The sequence below is a fragment of the Cytobacillus oceanisediminis 2691 genome, assembly GCF_007678455.1.
GTDB classification, from domain to species: domain Bacteria; phylum Bacillota; class Bacilli; order Bacillales; family Cytobacillaceae; genus Mesobacillus; species Mesobacillus oceanisediminis_A.
On sequence record NZ_VEEP01000003.1, the window covers coordinates 385,023 to 409,912 of the forward strand.

The 24,890-nt window shown below is 39.0% G+C and carries 23 protein-coding genes, 2 tRNA genes and 1 pseudogene; 10 read left to right on the forward strand and 16 right to left on the reverse strand.

From position 1 onward, the window contains the following. Positions 1 to 6: 6 nt before the first annotated feature. The 3 genes from FS736_RS08375 to FS736_RS08385 form a co-directional block, all read right to left on the reverse strand. Positions 7 to 858 (reverse strand): M55 family metallopeptidase, encoded by an 852-nt coding sequence (locus FS736_RS08375; RefSeq protein WP_144475919.1) that lies wholly within the window; start codon positions 856 to 858, stop codon positions 7 to 9. 65 nt (positions 859 to 923) lie between these two features. After that, positions 924 to 1,988: a M42 family metallopeptidase gene (locus FS736_RS08380; RefSeq protein ID WP_260983561.1), complete on the reverse strand. Its 1,065-nt coding sequence runs from the start codon at positions 1,986 to 1,988 to the stop codon at positions 924 to 926. An 11-nt stretch (positions 1,989 to 1,999) separates the two neighbouring features. Further along, positions 2,000 to 2,446: an Lrp/AsnC family transcriptional regulator gene (locus FS736_RS08385; protein ID WP_144475920.1), complete on the reverse strand. Its 447-nt coding sequence runs from the start codon at positions 2,444 to 2,446 to the stop codon at positions 2,000 to 2,002. 321 nt (positions 2,447 to 2,767) lie between these two features. On the opposite strand from FS736_RS08385, the gene FS736_RS08390 reads away from it, so the two are divergent. Then, entirely contained in the window at positions 2,768 to 3,700 is a 933-nt protein-coding gene (locus FS736_RS08390) for an LCP family protein (protein WP_144475921.1), read from the forward strand. 542 nt (positions 3,701 to 4,242) lie between these two features. On the opposite strand, the gene FS736_RS08395 is transcribed toward FS736_RS08390, so the two are convergent. Next, positions 4,243 to 5,055 (reverse strand): VOC family protein, encoded by an 813-nt coding sequence (locus tag FS736_RS08395; protein WP_186326727.1) that lies wholly within the window; start codon positions 5,053 to 5,055, stop codon positions 4,243 to 4,245. A gap of 368 nt (positions 5,056 to 5,423) precedes the next feature. On the opposite strand from FS736_RS08395, the gene FS736_RS08400 reads away from it, so the two are divergent. Beyond that, positions 5,424 to 6,416 (forward strand): L-lactate dehydrogenase, encoded by a 993-nt coding sequence (locus tag FS736_RS08400; RefSeq protein ID WP_144475923.1) that lies wholly within the window; start codon positions 5,424 to 5,426, stop codon positions 6,414 to 6,416. 437 nt (positions 6,417 to 6,853) lie between these two features. Here FS736_RS08400 and FS736_RS08405 read toward each other — a convergent pair whose 3' ends face one another. Both FS736_RS08405 and FS736_RS08410 read right to left on the reverse strand, forming a co-directional pair. After that, positions 6,854 to 7,828 (reverse strand): bile acid:sodium symporter family protein, encoded by a 975-nt coding sequence (locus FS736_RS08405; protein WP_144475924.1) that lies wholly within the window; start codon positions 7,826 to 7,828, stop codon positions 6,854 to 6,856. A gap of 4 nt (positions 7,829 to 7,832) precedes the next feature. Then, a complete protein-coding gene (locus FS736_RS08410; RefSeq protein WP_144475925.1) occupies positions 7,833 to 9,224 on the reverse strand; it encodes an FAD-binding oxidoreductase in 1,392 nt (463 codons plus the stop codon). A gap of 197 nt (positions 9,225 to 9,421) precedes the next feature. Between FS736_RS08410 and FS736_RS08415 the strand changes: the two genes are divergently transcribed. After that, positions 9,422 to 10,132, forward strand: a complete 711-nt coding sequence (locus tag FS736_RS08415) for a FadR/GntR family transcriptional regulator (protein WP_144475926.1) — start codon at positions 9,422 to 9,424, stop codon at positions 10,130 to 10,132. A gap of 330 nt (positions 10,133 to 10,462) precedes the next feature. Here FS736_RS08415 and FS736_RS24245 read toward each other — a convergent pair. Together FS736_RS24245 and FS736_RS08420 are read right to left on the reverse strand one after the other, a co-directional pair. Continuing rightward, positions 10,463 to 10,559, reverse strand: a tRNA-Sec gene (locus FS736_RS24245). Positions 10,560 to 10,771: 212 nt separating this feature from the next. Further along, positions 10,772 to 11,398: a hypothetical protein gene (locus FS736_RS08420; protein ID WP_144475927.1), complete on the reverse strand. Its 627-nt coding sequence runs from the start codon at positions 11,396 to 11,398 to the stop codon at positions 10,772 to 10,774. A gap of 228 nt (positions 11,399 to 11,626) precedes the next feature. On the opposite strand from FS736_RS08420, the gene FS736_RS08425 reads away from it, so the two are divergent. Both FS736_RS08425 and FS736_RS08430 read left to right on the forward strand, forming a co-directional pair. After that, positions 11,627 to 13,543, forward strand: a complete 1,917-nt coding sequence (locus FS736_RS08425) for an ATP-dependent nuclease (protein WP_144475928.1) — start codon at positions 11,627 to 11,629, stop codon at positions 13,541 to 13,543. Between the two features lie 178 nt (positions 13,544 to 13,721). Beyond that, complete coding sequence (locus FS736_RS08430; RefSeq protein ID WP_144475929.1) at positions 13,722 to 14,417, forward strand: hypothetical protein; 696 nt, start codon at positions 13,722 to 13,724, stop codon at positions 14,415 to 14,417. Positions 14,418 to 14,487: 70 nt separating this feature from the next. On the opposite strand, the gene FS736_RS25140 is transcribed toward FS736_RS08430, so the two are convergent. The 4 genes and pseudogenes from FS736_RS25140 to FS736_RS08450 all read right to left on the reverse strand — a co-directional run bounded on the left by FS736_RS25140 (position 14,488) and on the right by FS736_RS08450 (position 17,120). After that, positions 14,488 to 14,670: a hypothetical protein gene (locus FS736_RS25140; protein WP_260983562.1), complete on the reverse strand. Its 183-nt coding sequence runs from the start codon at positions 14,668 to 14,670 to the stop codon at positions 14,488 to 14,490. A gap of 150 nt (positions 14,671 to 14,820) precedes the next feature. Next, positions 14,821 to 14,894, reverse strand: a pseudogene (locus FS736_RS25465) (hypothetical protein). Between the two features lie 135 nt (positions 14,895 to 15,029). Next, positions 15,030 to 15,536, reverse strand: a complete 507-nt coding sequence (locus FS736_RS08445) for a hypothetical protein (RefSeq protein WP_144475930.1) — start codon at positions 15,534 to 15,536, stop codon at positions 15,030 to 15,032. A gap of 444 nt (positions 15,537 to 15,980) precedes the next feature. Continuing rightward, positions 15,981 to 17,120 carry an IS110 family RNA-guided transposase gene (locus FS736_RS08450; protein WP_144475931.1) on the reverse strand — a complete coding sequence of 380 codons (1,140 nt, stop codon included), beginning with the start codon at positions 17,118 to 17,120 and terminating at the stop codon, positions 15,981 to 15,983. A gap of 438 nt (positions 17,121 to 17,558) precedes the next feature. Here FS736_RS08450 and FS736_RS08455 point away from each other — a divergent pair, with 438 nt between their 5' ends. After that, entirely contained in the window at positions 17,559 to 18,917 is a 1,359-nt protein-coding gene (locus FS736_RS08455) for an IS110 family RNA-guided transposase (protein ID WP_144475932.1), read from the forward strand. 487 nt (positions 18,918 to 19,404) lie between these two features. Continuing rightward, the gene (locus FS736_RS08460) at positions 19,405 to 20,796 is read left to right on the forward strand and encodes a hypothetical protein (protein WP_144475933.1); all 1,392 of its coding nucleotides are present in this window, start codon (positions 19,405 to 19,407) and stop codon (positions 20,794 to 20,796) included. 247 nt (positions 20,797 to 21,043) lie between these two features. Here the strand turns inward: FS736_RS08460 and FS736_RS24250 are convergent. Beyond that, positions 21,044 to 21,140, reverse strand: a tRNA-Sec gene (locus FS736_RS24250). A gap of 138 nt (positions 21,141 to 21,278) precedes the next feature. On the opposite strand from FS736_RS24250, the gene FS736_RS08465 reads away from it, so the two are divergent. Beyond that, positions 21,279 to 21,710, forward strand: a complete 432-nt coding sequence (locus FS736_RS08465) for a DUF2621 domain-containing protein (RefSeq protein WP_144475934.1) — start codon at positions 21,279 to 21,281, stop codon at positions 21,708 to 21,710. Positions 21,711 to 21,747: 37 nt separating this feature from the next. Here FS736_RS08465 and FS736_RS08470 read toward each other — a convergent pair whose 3' ends face one another. Both FS736_RS08470 and FS736_RS24255 read right to left on the reverse strand, forming a co-directional pair. After that, entirely contained in the window at positions 21,748 to 22,281 is a 534-nt protein-coding gene (locus FS736_RS08470; RefSeq protein ID WP_144475935.1) for a P-loop NTPase family protein, read from the reverse strand. An 18-nt stretch (positions 22,282 to 22,299) separates the two neighbouring features. Continuing rightward, positions 22,300 to 22,476: a hypothetical protein gene (locus FS736_RS24255; RefSeq protein ID WP_186326728.1), complete on the reverse strand. Its 177-nt coding sequence runs from the start codon at positions 22,474 to 22,476 to the stop codon at positions 22,300 to 22,302. Positions 22,477 to 22,550: 74 nt separating this feature from the next. On the opposite strand from FS736_RS24255, the gene FS736_RS08475 reads away from it, so the two are divergent. After that, positions 22,551 to 22,859 (forward strand): hypothetical protein, encoded by a 309-nt coding sequence (locus FS736_RS08475; protein WP_144475936.1) that lies wholly within the window; start codon positions 22,551 to 22,553, stop codon positions 22,857 to 22,859. Positions 22,860 to 22,869: 10 nt separating this feature from the next. On the opposite strand, the gene FS736_RS08480 is transcribed toward FS736_RS08475, so the two are convergent. After that, on the reverse strand, positions 22,870 to 23,091 hold the full coding sequence (locus FS736_RS08480) for a hypothetical protein (RefSeq protein WP_144475937.1): 222 nt from the start codon (positions 23,089 to 23,091) through the stop codon (positions 22,870 to 22,872). Positions 23,092 to 23,227: 136 nt separating this feature from the next. Here FS736_RS08480 and FS736_RS08485 point away from each other — a divergent pair, with 136 nt between their 5' ends. Beyond that, a complete protein-coding gene (locus FS736_RS08485) occupies positions 23,228 to 24,136 on the forward strand; it encodes a nuclease-related domain-containing protein (RefSeq protein ID WP_186326729.1) in 909 nt (302 codons plus the stop codon). The last annotated feature ends 754 nt before the right edge of the window (positions 24,137 to 24,890 follow it).

The following is a 24,890-nucleotide window of genomic DNA, read 5'->3' on the forward strand; positions in this document are numbered from 1 at the left end:
TAAGATTTAAGCATTTACTGAACCGAGAACTCCATTTGTGGCAGTCATGGCAATAATGACGCAGCCCCACATATGCTTGTAGGCCGTAACCATGTCATCGCAGGTGAAGCGGATGCTTTTAGGGCCAGTCAGTTCTACAGTTGGCAAAGTCGTTGTCATTTTTGCCTGCTGCGGGCCTTTAAATTTAAGATCAAACTTAACTGGACCATCAGACACGGTGAAAGGCTTCGCCTGCTTTGCTTTTTTCACAGCCGCTTCTGCCTTTGTACGGATTTCTGCACGTGCAGCTTCTGGATGAAGCAATTCGGCAGCAAAACGGTCAACCGCTCTTTTGGTTACCGCACCTTCAACTTCAGGAAGGGTTTCCTGCACTTCTTTTACATAAGCGTCGTCGCCGCTGATGAATAGCGGAGGAACGCCAAAGGAACCGGCAACATAGGAATTCAATTCCGTTTCTCCTACCACTTTCCCGTTAACCTTCATTTCCTCGACACAGATTCCGGCCAAAGTGTGGCTGATGACTGTTACATCGGAACCGCCTTCGCGTCCATGGTGGCCGACAAACATGATGCCATCGAAGGTCTCATCCAATCCTTCAAGCTGGCACATGACCCGATTGCTTCCGGAAACCAGACGTGCGCGTAGATCCAGCTCTTCAATGATGATATTTGACATATTTCCGTGTCCATCTGCTACAACAATTTCCATAGCTCCTCCGTTAAATGCGCCTTCGATTGCTGCATTCACATCTGCTGTCATCAGTTTGCGGAAACGCTGATATTCGGACGGAGTTTTTAACTGCTGGTTTGTAGCAACACCTGAAATGCCTTCCATATCTGCGGAAATAAATATTTTCATTTTCTTAACCTCTCCCCTTTTTTCAATTTTTCGATAACTAAAGTTAAATGAAAGCTATAATTCTATTAAAATTCAAAACTCTGCTCTTCTGATAGATTCAAAATAAACGCCTTTAACAAGTCTTTTGTTGCCTCAAGATCTCCCAAATCCACCACTTCAACAGGTGAATGGGCGTAACGGGAAGGAACGGATAGGACACCTGTTGGAATCCCTTTGTTGGCATAGTTGACTGCTCCGCCGTCTGTCCCGATACCGGGGAAAACTTCAAGCTGGTAAGGAATGTTCTGTTCTTTTGCAAGATTCACGAGCGTCTCTTTCATGGTTTTATGTACAATCAGGCTGAAGTCCATTACCTTGATTCCTGTACCCCGTCCAAGACCAAGACTCTGGTCCATTGTCTCCTCTGGTGTATCACTGACAGCCGTAGTATCGACAGCAATCGCTGCATCTGCTTTAATATGTTCGGAAGCTGTCTTCGCTCCTCTCAGCCCTACTTCTTCCTGTACTGCAAAAAGGAATATCAGCTCTCCTGCAAAGTTTTCTGCCTGGATTTCTTCCAGTGCCTGCAGCAGGACGGCAACCCCTGCCCTGTCGTCCAACGATTTCGCTCTTACTCTGGGTGCATACTCAGGTCCAAAGACAACGAATTCGCTTCCCCATGTGATCGGCGTTCCGATCTCCACTCCCATTTCGAGGACCTCATGGCGTGAAGAAGCACCAATATCAATATAAAGCTGCTGATGTTTTCTAAGTTTTGAAGGGTCATCAAATTTCACATAATGAGCGGACATTGTACCAATCAGTCCAGGTAACAATCCTTGACACCCCATTACCGTTAACGGCTGCGCCAGAAGGGTTCGGTCATCATTTCCGCCTAGTTTTTCAAATCTCAGCAGTCCGTTCTCCTCGATCTTTTTAACCATAAAGCCCACTTCATCAATATGCGCGGTTAAAATAACTTTTGGCCCAGGCTTGTCCCCTTTCTTCCTGGCGATGACATTTCCGATTGGGTCAATGCTGACCTGATCAGTCCGTTCCTCAAGGTACTCTTTCAAGAAATAGGATACGGAATGTTCATAACCGCAAGGTCCCGAGAGACCTGTCAGTGTTTTCAATAAATCAAGCATCATCTTGCCCCCTCCTAATAATACTCATATGAATTTTTGTAAACATCCAGCTGGATAATACTGTTCATTTCGATGATAGAAGGAAGTTCGTTTATCTTAAGCATGGTTTCGTTTATATCATCCTGTGTTGGTACAGCAATCTGGACCAATAGAGGATATGGGCCTGACGTCAAGGTGATATAGCGTATTTCTCTGAACTCTTTCAAAGAATCGATGGCTTCCTTGATCTTTTGCGGCTGAACCTTCAAAAGAATAATTGCTCCTGCTTTGACCCCAATCGCTACAGGGTTAACTACTCCTACTACATCAAGGATTCCGTTGTCCTTTAGGTTCTTATATCGCAGCCTGACTGTCTTTTCCGTCACATTAAGATTGGCGGCTATTTCAGAAAAAGACATCCTTCCATCATTGGCTAAGTGTTTGATAATTCCCCTGTCCATTTCATCTATTTCGTATTTCAAAACTTATCCTCCTTCCGGTAATAGTTTGTTTATATTTTATCCTTTTTAGTACTTTTGTATTATATAGATATTAATTTAAGTATGTTTTAGCTTCATTAGTATCGTAATAAGGAATTAATATGTATTATAGTAAAAGAATTTTCTAAATTCAATAGATTTTTCAAAAAATCTTTAATGCGTTGCAGTATTAACCCTTTTTATTATCAAAATTGTTAACAGAATTTCAAACAACTGTAACCTAATCTTTCACTAACTGAAATCTTTTTATGGGATAATAGCCCTTCTGGTAAAAAGAGATAGTTCAACCCGGGTGGTGTTAAAGTGACGAAAAAAAGAGGCAGAAAAATCCGGTGGGGACGAGTGATTGGCGCCCTGCTTATCCTTGCGATCTTTACTGTTGGGCTTTTTACCATATATCAGTACATAGAAGGAACTTACCAAGCATTCAATCAACCATTTAAAAAGGCCGAAGCAGAATCGTTTCAAGGAGAGAAGAATACTCAAGAAGAAGTAAATGTTCTATTATTAGGCAGTGACTCTCGCGGAGAAAAAGCAGCGCGAACTGATTCCATCATGGTTGCCCATTACAACCCAAAAACGCATAAGGTAAAACTGATTTCACTTATGAGGGATATGTATGTGAACATTCCTGGACACGGTCAGCAAAAATTAAATGCTGCCTACTCTTTCGGAGGCCCGGAATTACTAAGGGAAACGATTAAAATGAATTTGGGTCTCGACATACATCATTATGCTATCGTCGATTTTAAAGGCTTCGTAAAAGCCGTCGACCTCCTCGTCCCAAACGGAATTCAAGTGGACATTCCATATGAAATGTCCGATGGCATCGGTATGACCCTCGAACAAGGAACACAACAGCTCCACGGAGAAGAGCTATTAGGATATGTCCGTTTCCGCCAGGACCGGTTAAGCGACTTCGGACGAGTCCAAAGGCAGCAGGAAGTAGTCTCTAAATTAAAAGATGAAGCCATAAGCCTTAACAGCGTGGCCAAGCTTCCCGAACTGTTAGATCTCCTAGGTTCATATGTCGAAACGGATATTGAAACATCCACACTCCTGACCATCGGAAAAGACATTCTGACTAATGAAACCGGAGAAATTCAAACCATCCGCCTTCCTGAAGACGGCAGTTTCGAGAATGAACGTTATGAAGGGATTGGAGAAGTGCTCGAGGTTGATTTTGAGCAAAACAAGAGAGCCTTGGAGAAGTTTTTAGAGGATGGAAAAGAATAACTGAAGTATCGGAAACGATGTTTCATGATAGTTGGGGAGTCCATTTAATGGTCTCCTCTTCTTTTTTCTTTGTTATTTTACTTGCATGAAATTTTCATCTCAGTAATCGCTCAATAACTTACAATAATAGGCTTGAGTCTAATTTATTTTTTCCCCGCACCCTGAAAAAAAACGATTGCAAAAGAAAAAAAGAACTCATTAAGAGCCCTTTTTCAAACTAACAAAAACACACGATATGGATTGGAATTTTTAAGGGATTAAATCACATTCTCAGGTGGATCGGTTTTATCTCTCCCGGCTGCTGTTAAAATACCTTAAATAAATTTCAACCAGATCATAAAAAAGGGTATCCGTTCATTAAACAAACAAAAGCTGATTCTTCCATACCGTAGAAAAAAGATGCTTTATATTTTTTATCTGCAGGGTCCCAATAAAAAACTCATATATCCATTACGGTGTACCGTAATGGATATTTTGCAAGCCAATTTAAAATGTTCCTAGTCAATCTTAATCTGTGATTTACTATATAATGTTTTTAATATTTACCGGAACCTCCAGTAACCATCCAACATTTCAAAAACGTGACTTTGGTTCGTGTCAGTTAGGTTCACTAAAAAAAGCGTTTCCCCTTTTTCTTTTAATACCTTAGCAGCCGGACCATCTCCAATTGGTGTAAAAAATAATAAATTAGTTCCGTCCAATTTTAAAATTCTACAACGCGCATTTATTTCCGTATCGATAAATTCCTCACCTTGCTTAAGACCAAATAATTCCCTCCAAATTTCTGGTGTTTTATCCAAATCATGCACGACAAATCCGACACTCTCCAATTTTGGTTGACCAACCATGTGCGACCCTATGACTCCTTGTTCTTCTAATTCTGAATATCTTTCTTCATCCGATTTTTCCCATTGAATAAAAAAAGGTAAAGAAACCTTTTTCCCCGGGTATTCAGGGAATAACAATGACCACATGATTACTTGACCATCAGCACGAACTCTCTCCCCAGTTAGCGGCCCATATACTGTTAGTCCTTCTGCCTTAAGTTTTATTGCTAGTTCTTCTATTTCATTTGTTCGGATAGCTACTGTCGCAGGACCTTCCCGATTTTCTTTTGCTAACTGTTCAACGATTTGCGTTATCAATCGATTTTCATCATGCTTTTCAGCTATTGATAGATTTTCAATTCCTAAAAATTCAATATAACTTAAGCCAAAATAAGTTAGGGTATTATATGTTCCCCAAAACTCATGTCGGCCTCCGGCCACAACATGAAGTCCTCTTTCGTTTAAGGGAGAAATTGCTTTCTCTGGTTGCTTTAAGAACCAAACAAGGTGATCAAAGAAAAATTGCATTATTGTACCCCTTTCTAATAATAAAATAAACATTGGCAATATTTAATTAATTTTCTCTATTATACTGTAAAGAAGTAGAGGGACGAACTTTTTGCTCTGAAATAGGACAAGGTGCTTAAGCTTTCCAATTAACCTTGGATAAACTATACTTCAAACAAAAAAACCGCCCAGCATTCTGAGCGGTTACTATTTATGTATTTGTCGGGACCGCCTGGGAATCGAACCCAGCTGACCTGGCAGGTACCTTGTTTTACGATTTCGACTAACTCATTCTTTTAAACAGTAAAATTCAGTCAGGTACTTAAAAAGTATTCAGTGTTTTCCTAATTGTGTTAAAATATTGACAATAATTGATCAGGAGGTAAATCATGAAAAAGAATAAGTTAGTAATTGTAGGAGTTGGCCATGTTGGCTCGTATGTTCTAGCTGATGCCATGAAATTGGGGCTTTTTAGGGAAATAGTTGTCATTGATAAAGATAAGGATATTGCTTATGGTGAAGCCCTTGACCAGGCGCATGCAACCGCTCTTACCTATATGTCAAATACAACAGTTTATACCGGGGATTATTCCGAATGTGCTGATGCAGATGTAATTATCTGTGCTGCTGGTCCAAGTATGATAAAAAGTGATCAAGATACAATGCCGGACAGGGCCAAATTAGCTGTTGTCAATTCAGAGGTAATTCGTGAAGTTATGACTGGAATAACTAAATATACGAAAGAAGCAATCGTAATTCTTATAACAAATCCGTTAGATACCATGGTGTACATAGCAGAAAATGAATTCGGATATCCGAAGGGACGAATATTTGGAACCGGAACAATGCTTGATTCTGCACGTCTCCGTAAAATAATCGCTACTAATTATGACATCGATCCAAAAAGTGTAACAGGTTATATGATGGGCGAACACGGACACACAGCTTTCCCAGTTTTAAGCCGCTTAAGTGTGCAAGGGTTTGGTGAAAATGAACTCGACCAAGTTTTTCAGGGAAAAGAACCATTAAGTCGGGAAGGTTTGAAAAAACAAGTTGTAAAGGCAGCCTTTGATGTGTTAAATGGAAAAGGGTGGACAAATGCAGGTGTTGCCCAAGCTGCTGTTACACTGGCAAAGGCAGTAATGCTGGATGAACGCAGCGTTTACCCGGTGTCCACAACATTACACGGGCAATATGGATACGATAGAGATGTTGCATTAAGTATGCCATGTATCATCGGCAGAAATGGCGTAGAAAAACAATTAGAAATTACTCTCGACTCACAAGAACTTAAATGGCTGCATGAATCAGCGGAGTATATCAAAGCAGCGATGAAAGTTGCAAAGACAGGCAAAACTCAGAATTCAAAAATTCCTGGGTGATGTTACATTTCTTTTAAGGCGAACAGGATTTGTACTGTTTGTCTTTTTTTTATATTTCCTAAAGCATAGATGTTTATCTTCAAAGCACGTTAGAAGTCATGTAATTCTACTTTTTTTAAAGGTTTATATCTTCAATCCTCCACTTTTTAATACGGTCATCCCTTCCCCTTGCCTTTGTCAAAACAAATCGATACTTATTTTCAATTTCCGGTACGGTTTTATAGGTGAGATTTTTCTTTCTATATTTTAATTTTTTCAAGCCCAAGCATGTCTAAATTAAAAACTTATAAGTTTTCTCTAACTATATTTCTTCTTGTTTTTCAGTCTTTTGTCGACTACCTTCAAATTCCCTATCAAATCCAACGTTCTCAACATAGAATAGGTGCCTGCCCCCTGCCTTATATATCTTTACCGGGATTAGGCACCTATTTTCATTTCTATAGCTTGACTTCGACTGGACGGACTGGGCTCTTCTCTTCTCTGCTGACAGCAGGTTTTTTAGACCAGTAAGTGGCAAGTATTGGTCCAGAAATATTGTGCCAGGCAGCTCCCAGAACACTTGGAAGTGCAGCCAGCGGCCCGAAGTGTGCGGTCGCAAGTGCAACGCCAAGTCCTGAGTTTTGCATTCCAACTTCAATCGCAATCGCTCTTCGATTTACTTCATCCTGACCAAGCACTTTTCCTGCAAAATAGCCAAGCAGAAGTCCGAATCCATTGTGAAGCATGACAGCGGTAAAGATCAACAACCCTGATCCGGCAATAGTTGCCGCATTGCCGGAAACGACAGCAGCCACAATCGTGATAATCGCCGCAACTGAAATAAGCGGTAAAACTGCTAAGCTTTTTTTTACTGCAACAGGGAAAAATTTCTTAACTGCCAATCCTAATACAATCGGAACAATAATTACTTGGACAATGGACGTGAACATGGCTACAGCATCAACCGGCATCCATTGACCTGCCAGCAAAAGCAAAAGCAACGGTGTAATGATTGGAGCCAATAATGTTGAAACGGAGGTCATGGCAATAGATAATGGTACATTTCCCTTTGCCAGATACACCATAACGTTAGAAGCAGTTCCCCCTGGTACAGATCCGAGCAGTACCAGGCCGGCTGCCAATTCTGCCGGCAAATTCATTAGTTTTGCAATGGCGAAAGCAACGGACGGCATGATGACGAACTGTGCACAAACTCCGATGAACACAGGCAGCGGTTTCGTAAAGATGATTTTAAAATCGACTGCCTTCAATGTGAGCCCCATTCCAAACATGACTACGCCAAGCAGGATGGTGATATAGCTTCCCAGGCCTAAAAATGGGTCTGGAACCATAAACGCAATCACCGATATTAAAATTACCCAAACAGCAAAATATTTTCCTGCAACATTACTTACCGCCTCTAATAATTTCATATCATCACACTCTTTCTTTTTTATTCAAGATTTTATTTGGATTCAAAAGGTTATCCGGATCAAGGGCCTTTTTGATTTTCTCCATAACCGCCAATGCTGGTCCATGTTCAATTTGCTGATATTTTTGCTTGCCGACACCCACTCCATGCTCACCCGTGCAGGTTCCACCCTGCTTAAGGGCATAGAGGACAATTTGTTCATTGAGGTCCTCAGCCTTTTTAATCTCCTCAGGATTACTCATATCAATCATCAGGAGAACATGATAGTTTCCATCCCCCACATGACCGAGAATTCCGCCGGTAAGACCGAGTGAATCGACTGCTACCCTTGCATGGCTTATTGCGCCTGACAGCTTTGAAATCGGAAGGCATACATCCGTCACCATCATTTTCTTACCAGGGTGCCCATGGATATAAGCATAAGCAAGATTATGCCGCGCCTCCCATAACCGATTCCTCGCTGCATTATCTGTTTCAAACTGAATATCCAGACAATGATGATCTTCAACGATTTCAGTTGTGAACGCTATATCCTGCTTCAAGCCCGCTTCATTCCCGTGAAACTCCAAAAATAGTGTTGGAGTTTCACTATAGCTAGTTTCACTAAACAGGTTCACCTGCCTCATGGAAGGTTCATCGACAAGCTCTACCCTGGCAATCGGCACACCTGACTGTAAAATCGAAACAACTGCTTCTACCGCATCGTTCAATGAAGGAAAAGAAGCTCTTGCCGCCATCACATGCTCAGGAATCCCATATACTCTTAAAGTCAGTTCCGTAAAGAGTCCAAGAGTACCCTCCGAACCAACAAATAAACCATTCAAATGGTATCCTGATGAAGACTTGGCGGCCAAATTTCCAGTATGTATAATCGAACCATCCGCAAGCACCACTTCAAGATCACGTACTTGGTCACGCATGACTCCATATTTGACCGAAGACGTTCCACTTGCATTTGTCGCTGCCATTCCACCCAGCGTCGCATCTGCTCCAGGATCCACAGAGAAAAACAGGCCATATTTTTTCAATTCTTTGTTCAGCTGCGACCTTGTCACACCAGGCTGTACCCTGACAAGGAAGTCCTTTTCACGTACTTCCACGATTTTATTCATAAGCGAAAAATCGATTGTGATGCCATGTTCGTATGGTATGACATGACCCTCTAGACTGGTTCCAAGCCCAAAAGGCACCACTGGGACTTTATATTTGTCTGCAAGGTGTACAATTTCACTGACTTGCTGTGCTGTTTCCGGAAAAACAACAAGATCGGGAAGACTTTCCCTATGGTATGATTCATCCCGGCCATGCAACTCCCTTACTGACTGATTTTCCGATACCTGCTGTTCAGAAAGGATCTCCTTTAAAGCATGTACGATGTTCATACTAGCTGTTTCCATCCAATACTCCTTCTTTCTACCACAATGAATTTGGTCAGACCAAAGATAAAATTGGTCCAACAAGTTAAAGTCAATTATACTAACTTATCAGAAAAATTCAATAATTCTTTCAAAACTTTTTGTCTTGATTATTAGATTTTACGTCTGTTAAATTTAGGACAGTATTTGAGAACTATTTTGAAAAGAGGCTACGGTTAATGGCGGAGAAGAAAAAGACCTATCTAGTTTTAGTGGATAAAATTACTGAACGCTATTTGACAGGAAATCTTAAACAAGGTGAAAGGCTGCCTTCAGAAAGAGAATTGGCAAGCCAACTAAACGTTAGCCGGACAACCATAAGAGAAGCCCTGAGGACCATGGAACAAAACGGGGTAATAGAAATCCGCCAAGGAGGCGGAAGCTACGTTAAAATTTCTGACTTCCAATCGAGGAAAGAAGAAATTATTGCAGCTGTCAAAGCTGAGACACCACTTGTTTATGAAACGCTGGAACTTAGGCGCGCCCTAGAAGTTGAATCAGCCTTCCTCGCCGCAAAAAGAGCTGCTTCAGCAGACCTTGAAAAGCTGCGGACGGCTCTCAACAATATGGCAGAGTCCCAACAGGATCCAGAGTTGAGGCTTAAGGCGGATCTTGACTTTCATATCGGAATAGTCGAGGCCACCCATAACTCCATATTTATACAACTGATACATACCATTAGCGGACATATGAAAGATACCATCATGGCTACCCAAAAGCATCGCTTTAAAGATCCCTCTCGGTACGGAGATACACTCGACGAACATAAAGAAATCTATCTAGCGATAGCTTCCGGGAATGCGAATAAAGCCAAGGATCTGATGGAAGAGCATATTACAAGGATTAGAGAAGAACTGTTAGAGTCGATGGTGGTTGATCTAGGGAAATGAGATGGATTTTAAGGCAGGATTAGGTTTGTGGATAGTATTGCTGATATCTATAAAGCTGTAATAGATGCATGATACTCAGTTTTAGTTGACTATATGTTCATCTGCCCGTTTATTTTGAATACTACTTCTTAGAGTGCGGCTTAAGATTAAAACAGAAAAAAATCCACCCAACATATCTGATGGGTGGATTTTTGGCACGTTCTAAAACGTTTATACTGTTATGTATTTAATAGAAGGAATAATTGTGTATGTATTAAACGAACACACTGTGCAAATCCAAGTAGTATCACTTTAAAAAAACAGTTAAAACCGATAAGTATACCGAAAAATTGGCGGGACCGCCTGGGAATCGAACCCAGCTAACCTGGCACGCAGGTCACAAGCGGTTTTGAAGACCGTGGAGGACACCAGTACCCCATTCAGCCTCTACTAAATGTTGGTATATCAATGTTTATCCGTACAACCCCGACGGTTTTTCAAGACCATTCGCACGGTCTCTACGTCAGTTCACACGGTCTAGTGTACTGCAGGTATACAAGATTTCAAATGAAATTATGAAAATCTTAATTATTCCCTCCGATCTACCTATCCTCATTTCCTCTTACATCTTAATTAAAAATTCATTCAACTGAGTACATATTAGCCCATTATTACATCGGAGAGTGCAGTGTGAAATTGTTCCTTTGTTACGATTAACATATTTGTGGTATTAAAGGTGTTTTTATCTGCTTCTTTTAGATAATGCAAGTAACGAACTAGTCTAACAAATGCTTTCAACTTATCGTCGGTCCAGGGAATTACTACCCCTAATCTTCCGAGAGCAGATGCATTAATTGCCCCACCCATTAAGTGTTTCCGACTTACTTTATTCTCAATTTCTATTGCCATAAAACATCTGGCATTTAAGTTTTGATATATTACGTTTTCATAAGCACCTGCTTCTACAAAATCTCCATAGCGATACAAATTATCTCGGTTGTAAGTAATTAATCGTTCAACAAAATCACGGATACTACTTAATCTAAACATTTCGTTGTAGTCTAACTCGTGCCTTTGGTGAGTTGCAAAAGGTCCAACTGCAACGTCCACCCTTGGAGAGTAAATATTTAAGGCTCTTTCATCTCTCATTGCATCCCACTCTGTTCTAACATCCGTATTCGGAAACAATATTTTCAATTTTTCCTTAAGATACTCTTGATAAATTTTAAGTTTCACTTCGTCTAAATTTTTCAAATTAATTTCATTAATTGCTAAAGGTCCAGACATAATACACTCTCCTTGTTTAATGGTACTGAACAGCATTGCTCATCTTCACTAAAGTAGAATATTAGTATTATACCAATAATTACTAATACCTAAGTATATCATCCTTCTAATTACCCCTTTAACAATTACTAAATATTTCAAAAGTAGACAAGAAATGAATTGAATATAGCAGGTTTCTGGTATTTTTTGTCGAAATATCTTCTTTAGGAAATCAAGGAGGACAAAAGTATGAGAATAAAAGAGTTTACCATTAGAAATTTCAAAAATTTTGGTAATGCTGAACCATGTACAATTACCTTCCCAAGAGTAGATGGAGAAGGAGCATCAGACTTCATCACCATTATAGGAGAAAATAACATTGGAAAGTCATCTCTTCTTGAGGCATTAAAGTTATTTCTTCCAGAGACGGATTCACCTAATACACCTAATATTGATATGTTTCCTTTTAAGAGAGAACCTACCACTCCATCTATGAATATGGAGATATTAGTAGTATTTGATGATTTTAATCATGCAGATAGGAATAACAGATTTATCAAACCGTACATTTTTAATGAAGAAATGCGGATACGCCGTATCTGGACTGCACCTAACTTAAAGGATAGTGATGTTCCCTTTGAGGTATACATTCCTAAGCGGTACATATCAGAAATTGACATGGAGGGAACATGGAATACTAGGATGTTCAGCAGTGTATCAAATGCTTTAATTGAGCAATACGAAAACTACTGTAGTGGACAAAACATTACAACTGGGACTATTCCTAGAGCTAAAAAAGATGACTTTGTCCAGTATGTCTACCTAAACAACCCGGATCTTATATATGAGGGTGAAGTTGACTGGATGAAAAATCCTAATGGTTTTGCATCAAATATACGGTCTGTAATGCCCAAAGTTATATATGTTCCAGCTGTAAAGTTAATAGATGAAGAAGCTGACGCAAACAAGAACAAATCTGCCGCTAATCAGATAACAGCTGCCTTATTTGAACATCATTTGAATCAGACTGAGGAAATCCAAGTGTTTAGGGCGTCTCTAGCATCCCTTAAGAACATTTTTAACGAAGGTACACGCCATAACGAAGTTCAAAATCTTGAGAGTAAACTCAGTAGAAAACTGAAGCGTTTAATGGATATCGAGGCAAATGTTGACTTTGATGTACCAGAGGTAATGGAAAAATTACATTTGAATTCAAACATCTATCTTAAACATAACAACCTAATTACTCTCCCTAGTCAGCAAGGTAATGGCGTTCAAAGGATGCTTATACTTTCCTTGTTGGAACTTATGGCAGAACAACTAACACAAAATAACTTAGAAGAAGACGAAGCTGCAAACACTGAGGTCTGGAAAAGAAGTTTCCTATTTTTAGTGGAAGAACCTGAGATATACCTTCATCCACATCTCCAACGTAAAATGCGTGACTCTCTAGTTCAAATATCTAAACACCCATTAGCGCAAGTCATTTGCACATCTCATTCAGAAAATTTTATCGACTTGGCAGGAAGACATCAAGGCATAGTAGTAATGCAAAGAGATGAAGAACTATTCACTAGAGTTAAACAGGTTACACACGACATCTATATTGGACAGACTGCGAGAGAGAAACGAAACAGGATGAGAATGCTATTGAACTTTAATACCACTACACTGGAAGCATTTTTTGCCAAAAGGGTAATCCTTGTTGAGGGAGATTGTGAAGTTGCTAGTATTATAGCCATTAAGAATAAACTACAAGAACTTCGTCCTGAGATAGCGGATAATTTGGAAAGAGTGATAAAGGAAATTTCAATAATCCCTTGCAACGGTAAGTTAACTCAGAAAGCCTACTATGAAGTATTGTGCTACTTCGGTATACAGCCATATTTAATACACGACCTAGATGATGAAAACTTGGATACTGGAAGTAACTTAAATATCCTAAATACCATTGGACACGAAGCTTTTCGCCTCACGCATCAACCAAACTTTGAAGGCGATATTTTTGAGCAGACATGGAATAACGATAAGCCTTGGAAGGCTACTCGACTTATTGAGGATGACTTTAGTACATACCAAGACAAACTTCTGCGCTTCTTTAAATTTGTTATTGGCGAGGGAAACTTTAATGATCTCCAGCTAGACAACTTACTTCAAACAGTATAAGTTGGTTGTTAGTAGAGTCGTTTCCGCTTTTAGCAAGAGACGGCTCTACAGCTTTTTACACATATAGTATCTTATAAACACTATGCTAAGTAATCATATCAGATTGTCTGATTTCTTTTTCTTACCTTACTAACATAAGTATACAACCTACTACTTAATTAGATGTGGAGGAAGTTTCTTGAAAACATTTTCACCATTAAAACCTTGGCTAACCAGGATTCATCCGCTACCTAGCTTTAAATATCTTCAAGAGGCATCTCCAATTTTTGAACTTGGGGCTTCAGTGATATTTGATGATTATGTCCCTCTATACAAATTACATCGACAAGAAGCGCAAAGCCTCTCAATCTCTTGGGAGGAGCAAAGGAACTATGTTGAACTTGCTTTAGATATAATAAATTCAGATGAGGGTGGTTGGTTGGATAGAGAGGAAGTTCAAATGATTCACGATGAACTTGGACCTCCTCCAGAATCATGTTACCCAATTTACATGTTTACTGTTAAACGAGATGAGTTTGAAGAAGTTTTGTATATTGGAAAAACTTCTTCAAAGTTCTCCAGATTCTCTGGAGGACATACTGCCGCTATTAAATTGCACCAGCCTAAATATGATGGCTTTGAAAAGAGGGTTTATTTTGGTTGTGTAACATTATTAGATGAAGAAAACAGCCTACCTCTAGAATGGATTCACCCTAAAAAATTTAGCTTAGAGTTGTTAGACAGTATTGAATCCCAATTAATTCATTCTCTTAAGCCAGCATTAAATACACATAAGAAGAAAAATTACAAAGCCCTACATCCCACATCTATACACATTCAAAATACTAGTCCAGACTCTATGTACCTAAATGACTATATGATATCACCCTATTAGAGAAGTTGAGAGAAGGAGTGGGTTCGCCCACTCCTATTTAAATAGGAGTACAAGTTTTCTTAATCAAATATTACTTTTTCCATTTCCGTTCATTCTTCCTACGGATAAGAGTTCTCTTAATTACACCTTTCATTTCTTCGACTTGCATGTAAGTATGTGTCTCAAGCGATTGTAAGCATTTTCCACTTGTAGCTTGATATTGGTTTATTGGTCTCCCCTCTCTAATTTTGCAATGGCTCTTCCGCTGATTCAAGGATTATTTTCTTATTCGTTTCGGATTATCTGTGACGTGTGAATTTGGTTACATAGGGTGAATCCCTTCTTTAAATCCCGTGAAAATGGGGAAAATATGCCCCTATTCCCTGTATGAAAATGAAAAGAGACTCTTTAGTTGCGGTATCTCTTATAATTGCTTTGCTTCTAGTTCATTTTTTCTGTTAATCAGTGTTCGCTTCTTTATTCCCGTCATTGCTCCACTTCTTTGTATGTATGAGTCTTAAGCAATTCTAATGCGTTAACACTTGTTGCTTGGAATGTTTTCTTACTCTAACTTCTCTGCAATCAATACGTTGTTTTACAAGGGCCTTCCCTTCGTCTATACCCTCTACGAACTTATCGTCTTACTTTTGAATTTTCTACTACTTCCCTATGCCATTCATTAAATGGCTGTATAAAGCTTTGTTTTCCCAACCATTCTTGAGTATTCAATTGAAATGTATGTATAAAGTTTCCTGTCGTACCAACATCAAATACGCCACCTTCAATACCTTGGTCACGAATAACTAACAGAGGTAAATTCAACATAAATGCCATAGAAGCCTCAATGTGATTCCAAGGAGTAGGTAATAGGGTGTTCTTTAAAATTTTTTCATTACTTGTTCCAGGCTTGGAAATACCTTCGTGTATTACTGCTTGAGGAAATCCTAATATAACAGCACCAGAACACTGTCTCATTAACTGTTCCACTGCTTTCATCGGAGAGACATTTGGAAAGTCTGTTTTACCAATTGTCCTGGCTCTCAGTCCCCTAGTATTTAACAGTTCATCAATTCTCTGCATAGTTTGGTCTTGGTTTTCATCCACACTATTGGGTCTACTAACAAAAATATCAATATACATAAATTTTCTCCTTGTACTTTTTATTTTTTCTTATATATACCTGACTATTATACTATGATATTTATTATAGACGGAAGAAACATTTATTTAAAAGCTTAGAAATTTCCAAAAAATAGGAACAAAGTCTTTACAAGAACAAATATTCAAAGCAATTCACCAATGGTATGTGAGTTTATTAATTACTCTCTAATCTCACAAAAAGAGCGTAAAACATTGGTAATACCCCCATTTGTTTATAACATATGAGATGTTTTATAGGGGGTTCTAAAAGGTTGAGGGAATTTTACTCTTCAACCTTTTTCTGTGAAAAGAATTAATTCCTAGGATCACGGTATACTTCAAACGCCCAAAGGTTAACCTATAGCTAACCGAAAAAAGCCAATAAGAAAGCAGGGCTACCTGTGGGAGGGTAACCATGTATATTCTTATTTGGTTCTGGCTAGACTAACTAAGTTGTGGTTCCTTATAACACTCCTTGTTGATGAGCATGGAGTAAATGATTCGAAGCATTCGATGCGATATGGCAACGAGTGCTTTTTTCTTTCCTCGTCTCGAGGCGAGTGGCCAATATTTTGCAGCCAGCCATCGATTCCTGCAACGTGATACAGCCCAGGCAACTTCGCACATGGTGGACTTGATATGGGGATTCCCCTTGGTCGTCCTGGAGCTTCTCCGTTTTCCTGCACTCTCATGGTTCCCTGGGGAGACCCCTGCCCATGAAGCGAGGTGTTGGGAAGTCGGGAATTGTGTCATGTCGACTCCAATCTCGGCAATGATGTTGGCTGCGGAATCCTTCTTGATTCCGGGTATGGTTAGGAGGATTGTTAATTCTTCCTTATAGTTTTCTAACAGACCATCAATGCGTTTTTCTATTTCCGAGATCAGCTCCTCCAACTGCTGGATGTGCACCCAAGACTGTTTGATGAGGAAACGTTGATGTTCATTAATTGTTCCAAAAAGGGAATCCGTGATCAGTTGTTTTTTCGCAGACATACTTCGATGAATGCAGCTTTCTACATCGTTTGGGTCCACGTATCCCTGTTCCACCAGCTTCTCTAGGAGTTTCTTTCCTGAGACGCCGAAAACGTCTGAGATCACTGTACTCAATTTAACATTTGAGCTTTCCAGTACTTTCTGTATTCGGTTTTTCTCCGAAGTCAAATGGCCGATCCACTTTTTCCGGAGCCTTGTAAGATCCCTTAATTCCCGGATTTCTACCGGGGGAACAAAACTCCTTTCTATCAGTCCATGTCGAAGTAGCTTAGCAATCCATTCGGCATCGGATACATCGGTTTTCCTGCCAGGAACATTTTTGATCCTTTGTGCATTGGCTAGCGTGATATCAAAAAAACCTTCCAGGACGTTGAAAACTGGTTTCCAGTAAATCCCTGTACTCTCCATCGCGATGTGAGTAACCTCATAGTCCTCAAGCCACTTTAATAGTCGAAAGAGATCCTTAGTCAAGGTGGGAAAACTTTCGGTCACCTTGACCAATTCTTCTTCATGATTTCCGGTGATGACACAAGCCACAATGGTTTCTGAATGCACATCGAGACCAGCACACCGTTCAATAAATACTTCCATGTTTCCATCCTCCATAATAAGATCACAAACAGTGAATGGATTTGAAACTAGGCATTTTTCTGTACGTGGTCATCCTTCCCAATGGAAGGTGCCAACAAAGGGTTGATCACCAAATCCACTCAAACAGTTTTATTTACAGGGTCTTAAGCCACCATAAAAAGCTACGTCTTGCATACTGTTTGTGTCATCAACATTATGGTCAGTAGGGATTTATTTTCATGTATGGGTTGGGAGTCGGAGAAATCATGATTGTTTTATTTAATTAGGGTGTTATTTTAGAACGCTTTAAAGCCCCTTTTGTTGTTTTAGTATTTATTATATTACTCTGGTGTATGAAATACTGATTTCACACACAAAAAGTCCCATTGACTATGCTACGATTGAGATACTTAACCAAGTTTACTCAATCACCCACACAACCAAAGGAGGTCATAGTCAATGAGACTACTTAATGGTAAACAAGGTCTAAGAAGAAGTCAATTCGCAAAAGAACTTAAAGGTGCTGATTTAGAAAGAGTACTGATTATCCCTATCGATGCTTCAAAGGTTGTACAGAAAGCAATGATTCTGAATTATTTTGGAGATGTAGTCCATACTCCATTTGCCTTCATGGTCAGTCAGACTGGAATGAAGTCACTGATTCAAAAGGTGGAGGAAGCGAAACAGGCATGCCAGGCTGAGCGGATATTTGTGGGCATAGAAGCCACTGGTCATTATTACGAAGATATTGTCCGTATTCTAACAACCGAAGGATTCTCTGTTCACATCATAAATCCTGCTTCCACCCATGAGGAGCGCAAACAACACCTCACTTATACCAAAACGGACGACATCGATCTATACCTGATTGCCGAAGCATTGGTGGGCAATAAAGCGACGAATGCCAAGATTTCTGCCGGAGAATATAGACAGCTCCAAAATCTTACCCGAGCCAGGAGAAGTGAAATCAATAAGCGATCACGAATCAAAACAGAGATCCGGACCCATCATGACCACATCTGGCGTGAATATCAAGGATATAGCATTTTGGAGGAAGGTAAAATCAAGACAACTAAGATATTCAGTGATTTTTGGGGGAAATCAAGTTTATATATACTCGCTCACTCCCCTCACGCTTCCCAAATTCTCGAACTTGGAGAAATGGGCTTAAAGAGAATCTCTAAAGAACACAATTTAAAGATACGCAACACATCGATAAAAAAGCTCCTTTTCGCTGCCCATGAAAGTGTGTCTAAGCCGGTAGACGATCTCTCCAGTGAGTTTTTTCTCTTGAAGCAGAAATTAAAAGATTATGAATGGCATACCCAATCCATTCAAACCTACGAGAAGGAAATTGAGCGCATTCTCGTTAATACAAACGGTCTACTTCTCCTTACCGTGCCAGGAATTGGGGTAGTCACAGCTGCCGAAATATACTGTGAAATGGGCGACCTTACTCATTATACAAGTGCTAACCAGCTCATAAAAAAGGCAGGTACAAATCCTGTTATCAAACAATCCGGTAAAGAAGAAGGCTATCGTGGCCGTATTTCCAAGCAAGGGAATGCGAACTTGCGAAGGGCTGTTTATACTGCCGGTAAAAGCCTTTCTGTCCATAATGAAGCACTAAAACCTTTCTATACACGTTTAAAAGAAAAAGGAAAAAAATCAGGATCAATATACATTGCGATGGGAAATAAGTTTCTTAAGATTGCTTTTTCGATGCTTAAAAACAGAAAACCATTTAAGTGGAATAACTCCACTTTTAATTACAAAGAAGAAGTCTTTAAAAAACTGTCACTACCAATAGCTGCTTAAAAACAAAATAATAGGTGCCATCCTTTTGGTTCGAGTGGAGATCGGATCTAATTTCCTGAGGCCCAGACCTCGATGTTTAGCTTAATCCCACTCGTCCTGTAAATGCGGATCAGTACGTTAATATTTAAATTTGTACTCATTGCCAGATTGCATCAATGCAGACCAAGAAGCGAGTGAAAGCACATTTCTGAATCAAGAAGATGGCATCTGTTTTAATAACAACTTGGTTGATTGTTACTGGTAAAAAATAGAATTTACGGTAATTGTGTTTGAGTTACCCAAAAAACTAAAAAAAGTATTTGACATTGTACGCTATTTAATTAATTTTAAGATCGTCTTTTCCTACGTAGGCACTCTGCAATTAATGTACTAGCTAATGACGTGTTTAAGAACATTACCCCATTTTAAATCGTTTAACAAAGTCTTTTTCTCACTTACCAATGAATTATAAAGTGTATAGTATAAGTAAAAAGAGGAGGAGGATATAATGGATAAAAAATTCGAAGAAATGCTAAAGATGAGAATTAATCCCGATATCAAGGACTTTAAAATGGATAAGAAAAAGTCCTTGTTTATTAACCCATCTATCCCACATACGAATAAATCTTACGGGGAATTGTATGTGTACAGTTTAACTATTGGACACCTATGGATAATAGAATTAATTAAAATTCATGGTTATGGAGAGTTTATTAAAGATTTAATTTGGTTTGCGAAAACAAATGGTACAAATTTGATTGAGTGGACAATTACTGAAATAGAGGAAGAAGAAATTAATAAATTATTATCAAAGTATAGTCTGAAATTTGATCGTAAAATTGTTAGAGGGATTAACGTCCTAGATTATGAAAATGAACTTAACTTGTTGAAGGAGAAAAATCATCCATATCATGCGTTAGTTAGAGTTTTCCATATGTTGAAATCCGATTTATTACCTGAAAACTTTCTGGATTTTAGTGGAAATATAGAAGAAGAACTTAGAGAGAAGAGTCCAGTTATAAACGCTATCTATTTGGGTCTAAATGCGGCAGGAGGTTTAGATGAAGAAGAAACTTTTCCAACTGAAGAAGTGATGGACATTTTATCAGAGTTTTCACCATGCATGGTAAAAGAACGAGAAATGAAATATTATCCTAAAACAGGAATAGAGAATAACTATTTTGAAGACTTACCGATATTATTCTCACGAAATTGGGACTTGTTCGGTGATGAAGAATCAGTCATCATTTCAAAATTACTTTATAGCTTTAGAATAATTAAAGAGTTAACTTACTCTCTCTTTGCTGTAAATGGAATATTAGCGTCAACTTCAATCCGAATATTATTTGATAATTATTGGCAAACAAAATACTTAATTGAAAATAATGAAGTTCAAGATTATAAGGAATTTGCTTTAGATAGAATGCGACTACATATTCTTAAAAGAACAGGAAAGGAAGATGTTGAGGATATTGGAATTATAATGCTAGCTTCAAAAAATAATTTGTTAGACCCTATTCCAATCCATGGGGATTACTTTAAAAAATCCGCAAGAGAATATGCGATTCAATTAAATTTGAAAGAAGAATATGACAAATATTATGAATACAATAGTGAATTTATTCATGCATCCTTAACAGCGGTTTTATCTGGATTAATGGTTGAATGTACTAATCCAGAACACCTAAGTCATCTTACGATAGACCCATCATCTTCTAGGTATATAAATGCGATACCTCATATGTTTGAAATTATTAATTCACATATATCTTTAGTTAATGATTACTTAGGGGATAACACTTTAGAGAATGTGCAGTTAGAAGATTATTTCTTCACAGATAGAAAGTCATTTTTAGACCATATGGAAACTGTATACGAAAAACATAGGGGGACACAGTAAATCAATCCTTTTTTGATTGTCTTTTATATAGTTAAAGTAGAGGGTTATTGGTGCTTTACTTCCATGGTAATCAATGCACTTCTTTTATCGGTCTAAATTGGGTGAAACCGACGTGGATTCGTGCGGTCTAAAGCGAGGGTCACCAACGGTCTATGACATCGGTCTCCCTCGGTCTACATGAAATAAACAAAAAAACCGCACGAGTGAAAAATTCACCGTACGGTATAAACATCTGATTTATGTATTTTGGCGGGACCGCCTGGGAATCGAACCCAGCTAACCTGGCACGCAGGTCACAAGCGGTTTTGAAGACCGTGGAGGACACCAGTACCCCATTCAGCCCCATTTGAAGAACAAGGTCTATTATACTTACAAGCTGTTGATTTTACAAGAGAGTTACTCAAATTGTCACAAGACTTGTCTTCCCTTGACCGCTGATACTATAATAAGTAAAGATATTAGAAATGCGTGGGTGAATGGTTATGTATCAGCTTGAAGGTTGGTTTTTATGGTTTATTTTATTCTGGGTCGTAGTATTGGTTGGCTTATTCGCGATTGGCGGATATTTCATGTTCCGCAAGTTTTTGAAAAAGCTGCCTAAGGACGACGGCAAATCGGATATGGACTGGGAAGAGTATTATGTGAATCAGACGAGGCACATGTGGCCTGATGATCAGAAGGAATTGCTCGAAGATTTGGTAAGTCCGGTTCCTGAATTGTTCAGAGATGTGGCTAGGCACAAGATTGCCGGTAAAATCGGTGAGCTTGCGATTGAGGAAAATGCGGATAAGATTACGCAGGAGCTTGTCATCCGCGGCTATATACTGGCTACACCCAAGCGGGACCATAAATTTTTGCGAAAGCGTCTTGCTGAAAAACAAATCAGCACGGCTCCATTTGAAAGCCTGTTTTAAAACTGCCTTAGTGTTAAGGCAGTTTTTTTCATTTGAGTTAAGCTGCTCCTCCGGACGGTTTCTTTTTACGCTTGACGAAAAGCTTGAATACATCATCACTCTTCGTCAGTATGATGACTTTGTCCTTGTACGGCTTCATCATCTTGATTGCCTCTACCAGGTTGTTGCCATCATATTGGTGGTTCCACTTCAGGAAATCGATCAGCGTCTTAAGATTCTCTTTTCGTGGAGAAGGTGCCAACTTTGCTTTTCTTAACATAAACCTTTTCACAATTCTCCAGTCGCGAACGAACACATTCGTCTTGAACACAAAAATATAGTCAGCATGCCTGAAGCTTTCTTCAAGCCAGCTATAATATACTCCCTCGATAATCCACTTATCGCCCGATAGAACCTTTTTCAGCATTTCGTCCCTTTTTACCGGAGGAGTTTGGGAACCGAAATATTGCGAATCTTGATCCCAAAAAATGCTGTCCAATTCATACTTAGGAACCCCAAGCATTTTTGAAAGTTTTGCCGCTATGTATGTTTTCCCGCTTCCCGGGCCGCCAATCATATGTATTTTCGTCACTATCTTTCACCCTGTCGATTAGTCTTTGTCGAGATCATTGTCAAAAACTGACGGTGTTCTTTCCTCTTTTATGCCTATATGTGCTTTAATGATAGCCAATTCTTTTAAAATCAGCCTTGTATTCAGCCAGGCTCCAACTGCAGCGAGAAACGCAACCACTAAAATGATTATCAACCATATATTGATAACAACCAAATCGCTCACCTCTAAACCAATTTTACCACAATCTAACATGAAAAAATGATAGAATTCATGAGGGAGGGATTTTCATGATAGAGATCGGGTTCTGGATCTTTTACTATTTGCTGTTAATGACGATTTTCGTCAGGGCCATTTATATGGTCATCAAGAAAAAACAGGTTGCCCTTGCAATGGTTGCGATATTGCTGATCATTTCTGTGCCTATGGTCAGCCTGATGAATAGCATTGGCAGGCCCCTAGATATGAATGAATTTGAATTTTTAGCGAGGGAATTCAAACACGGAGCACTATGGGCCATTTTCACCGTTGCAGGATACATCTACCTGATCGTTTGGTTCTTGTTTTCTTTTAAAAAAATAACGAGTTTCAGAATCTGAAACTCGTTTCTCACCTTATTCTTCTTCTCCGCCTGCTATAGGCACCGGACCGCATAGCCTTTACCTCACACACATTCCCTGCGATCAGGAGAACAACTCCAATAGCAATTAAACTAAACATAACTGAAGGTGAAATGGTCGCAATATATCCCATTCCCTTCATGAACATCGGTACAAGGAAAACAGCAAGACCAAGGGCTTTCAGAAAAAATGCATAAAACTTCAAAGACATCTCGGCTCCTCCTGACTGAATCAAGTGGTCTTATCATTGTATTCAGTGAGGGTTGAACAGTTCACAAAAAATTCAATATTTTTAGATTGGTAAAATAGTATGATGGTGGTGACTAATTAAAGGAAGGAAGATGATTGTGGCTTTTAAGGAGCGGAATGAACCCATCATTTTATCAAAACTGCGAATTTTAAATAAAAGACTTGCGTTATCAGATGAGGAAAAAAGGTACCTATCGAACCTCGAAAAAGGATATCAAGGCGAATTACAATTCGATGCCATGACAGAGACACTGACAAGCAACTGCTTAATTTTGAATGAATTGCTGCTCGAAGTAGAGAAAGCAACCTTTCAGATAGATACTCTAATTATATTCGCTGACACGTTATACGTTTTTGAAATAAAAAACAACCACGGAGATTACCTGTACAAACAAGAAGGACTTACCTCGACTACAACCGGAGCATCAATGAAGAATCCCCTTGATCAACTTAATCGCACTAAGCTGCTTTTTAAAAAGCTGTTGAATCAACTCGGCTACAACTTTAAGCTTCAAGGCTCCGTCGTTTTCGTTAACCCCGAGTTCACACTGTATCACGCACAACCCGAACTCCCATTCATTTTTCCCACCCAAATCAAACGACTCCTCAATCATCTCAATAACCAACCCGGAAAAGTATCCACCAACCATAATAAACTTGCAAGCAAACTAGTCTCCCTTCATCAAACTGACAGCTTATCCAATAAACTACCTTCCTTTCATTATGATGAACTCAAGAAAGGGATTACTTGTTTGGAATGTGAGTCTTTTGCGGTGATAGCAGTTGGACATAAAATATATTGCAATGATTGCGGCCATATAGAAAAAGCTGAACTTGCAGTCTTAAGAAGTATAACCGAAATTAAGTTGCTATTTCCGTCCCGTCCAATAACTACACCTGCAATAAAAGAGTGGTGTAATATTATCCCTGATAACAAAAGGATTAGCAGGATACTGGCAAAACATTACCATTTTACAGAAATAAAGAAAGGGAGAACCTATTCATGATCGGTATTAGTAAAAATCTCGAAAATTATTTAGTGGAGAACGTTTACTTAGACATTTTGACTGGTATTCCACTCTGAAATGTCCATTAAACCCACTTTCTTAGACATTTTGACAGAGATGCCTCTCTGAAATGTCCATTAAACCCACTTTCTTAGACATTTTAACTTAGATGCCTCTCTGAAATGTCTATTAAAACCACTTTCTTAGACATTTTGATTGGCATCCCTCTCTGAAATGTCCATTAAAACCATTTTCTTAGACATTTTAACTGAGATGCCTCTCTGAAATGTCCATTAAAACCACCTTCTTAGACTTTTTGATTGGCATCCCTCTCTGAAATGTCCATTAAACCATCATCAACTATACATCATCAGTGAATTTCACTTCTTTCCTCAACAAAAAAACAACCAGCCCCACCTTCGCTGATTGCCTCGATAGCCACACTTGCTATCCTGCCTAGTATTTATATTAATGGAGAAATATAAAATCCGTTGCCTGAATTTGTTAAGACTTTTTTAACATCTGTTAAAGAAGATAGAAGTGGGCACATACCAATAGGAAATTAATGATGACTTTGTAAACCATCGCCAACACTCCTTAAATTATGAGATCCCTTACATCTATACTTTAGCACAGTATTGTAAAGATGGAATGAAGCAAATTCGGCTATTTTGTAAACATTTTACCGTTTTTCCTATTTTAATGTAGCTTTGTTAGCGTCTTCCATCTAACTCCACAGCCAGGTTTACCTTTG

What these genes read in the sequence shown, in the direction of transcription:
- FS736_RS08375 (WP_144475919.1), bottom strand. Translation starts at nt 858, where the DNA reads ATGAAAATATTTATTTCCGCAGATATGGAAGGCATTTCAGGTGTTGCT.
- FS736_RS08380 (WP_260983561.1), bottom strand. Translation starts at nt 1,988, where the DNA reads ATGATGCTTGATTTATTGAAAACACTGACAGGTCTCTCGGGACCTTGC.
- FS736_RS08395 (WP_186326727.1), bottom strand. Translation starts at nt 5,055, where the DNA reads ATGCAATTTTTCTTTGATCACCTTGTTTGGTTCTTAAAGCAACCAGAG.
- FS736_RS08400 (WP_144475923.1), top strand. Translation starts at nt 5,424, where the DNA reads ATGAAAAAGAATAAGTTAGTAATTGTAGGAGTTGGCCATGTTGGCTCG.
- FS736_RS08405 (WP_144475924.1), bottom strand. Translation starts at nt 7,828, where the DNA reads ATGAAATTATTAGAGGCGGTAAGTAATGTTGCAGGAAAATATTTTGCT.
- FS736_RS08410 (WP_144475925.1), bottom strand. Translation starts at nt 9,224, where the DNA reads ATGGAAACAGCTAGTATGAACATCGTACATGCTTTAAAGGAGATCCTT.
- FS736_RS08415 (WP_144475926.1), top strand. Translation starts at nt 9,422, where the DNA reads ATGGCGGAGAAGAAAAAGACCTATCTAGTTTTAGTGGATAAAATTACT.
- FS736_RS08420 (WP_144475927.1), bottom strand. Translation starts at nt 11,398, where the DNA reads ATGTCTGGACCTTTAGCAATTAATGAAATTAATTTGAAAAATTTAGAC.
- FS736_RS08425 (WP_144475928.1), top strand. Translation starts at nt 11,627, where the DNA reads ATGAGAATAAAAGAGTTTACCATTAGAAATTTCAAAAATTTTGGTAAT.
- FS736_RS08445 (WP_144475930.1), bottom strand. Translation starts at nt 15,536, where the DNA reads ATGTATATTGATATTTTTGTTAGTAGACCCAATAGTGTGGATGAAAAC.
- FS736_RS08450 (WP_144475931.1), bottom strand. Translation starts at nt 17,120, where the DNA reads ATGGAAGTATTTATTGAACGGTGTGCTGGTCTCGATGTGCATTCAGAA.
- FS736_RS08455 (WP_144475932.1), top strand. Translation starts at nt 17,559, where the DNA reads ATGAGACTACTTAATGGTAAACAAGGTCTAAGAAGAAGTCAATTCGCA.
- FS736_RS08460 (WP_144475933.1), top strand. Translation starts at nt 19,405, where the DNA reads ATGGATAAAAAATTCGAAGAAATGCTAAAGATGAGAATTAATCCCGAT.
- FS736_RS08465 (WP_144475934.1), top strand. Translation starts at nt 21,279, where the DNA reads ATGTATCAGCTTGAAGGTTGGTTTTTATGGTTTATTTTATTCTGGGTC.
- FS736_RS08475 (WP_144475936.1), top strand. Translation starts at nt 22,551, where the DNA reads ATGATAGAGATCGGGTTCTGGATCTTTTACTATTTGCTGTTAATGACG.
- FS736_RS08480 (WP_144475937.1), bottom strand. Translation starts at nt 23,091, where the DNA reads ATGTCTTTGAAGTTTTATGCATTTTTTCTGAAAGCCCTTGGTCTTGCT.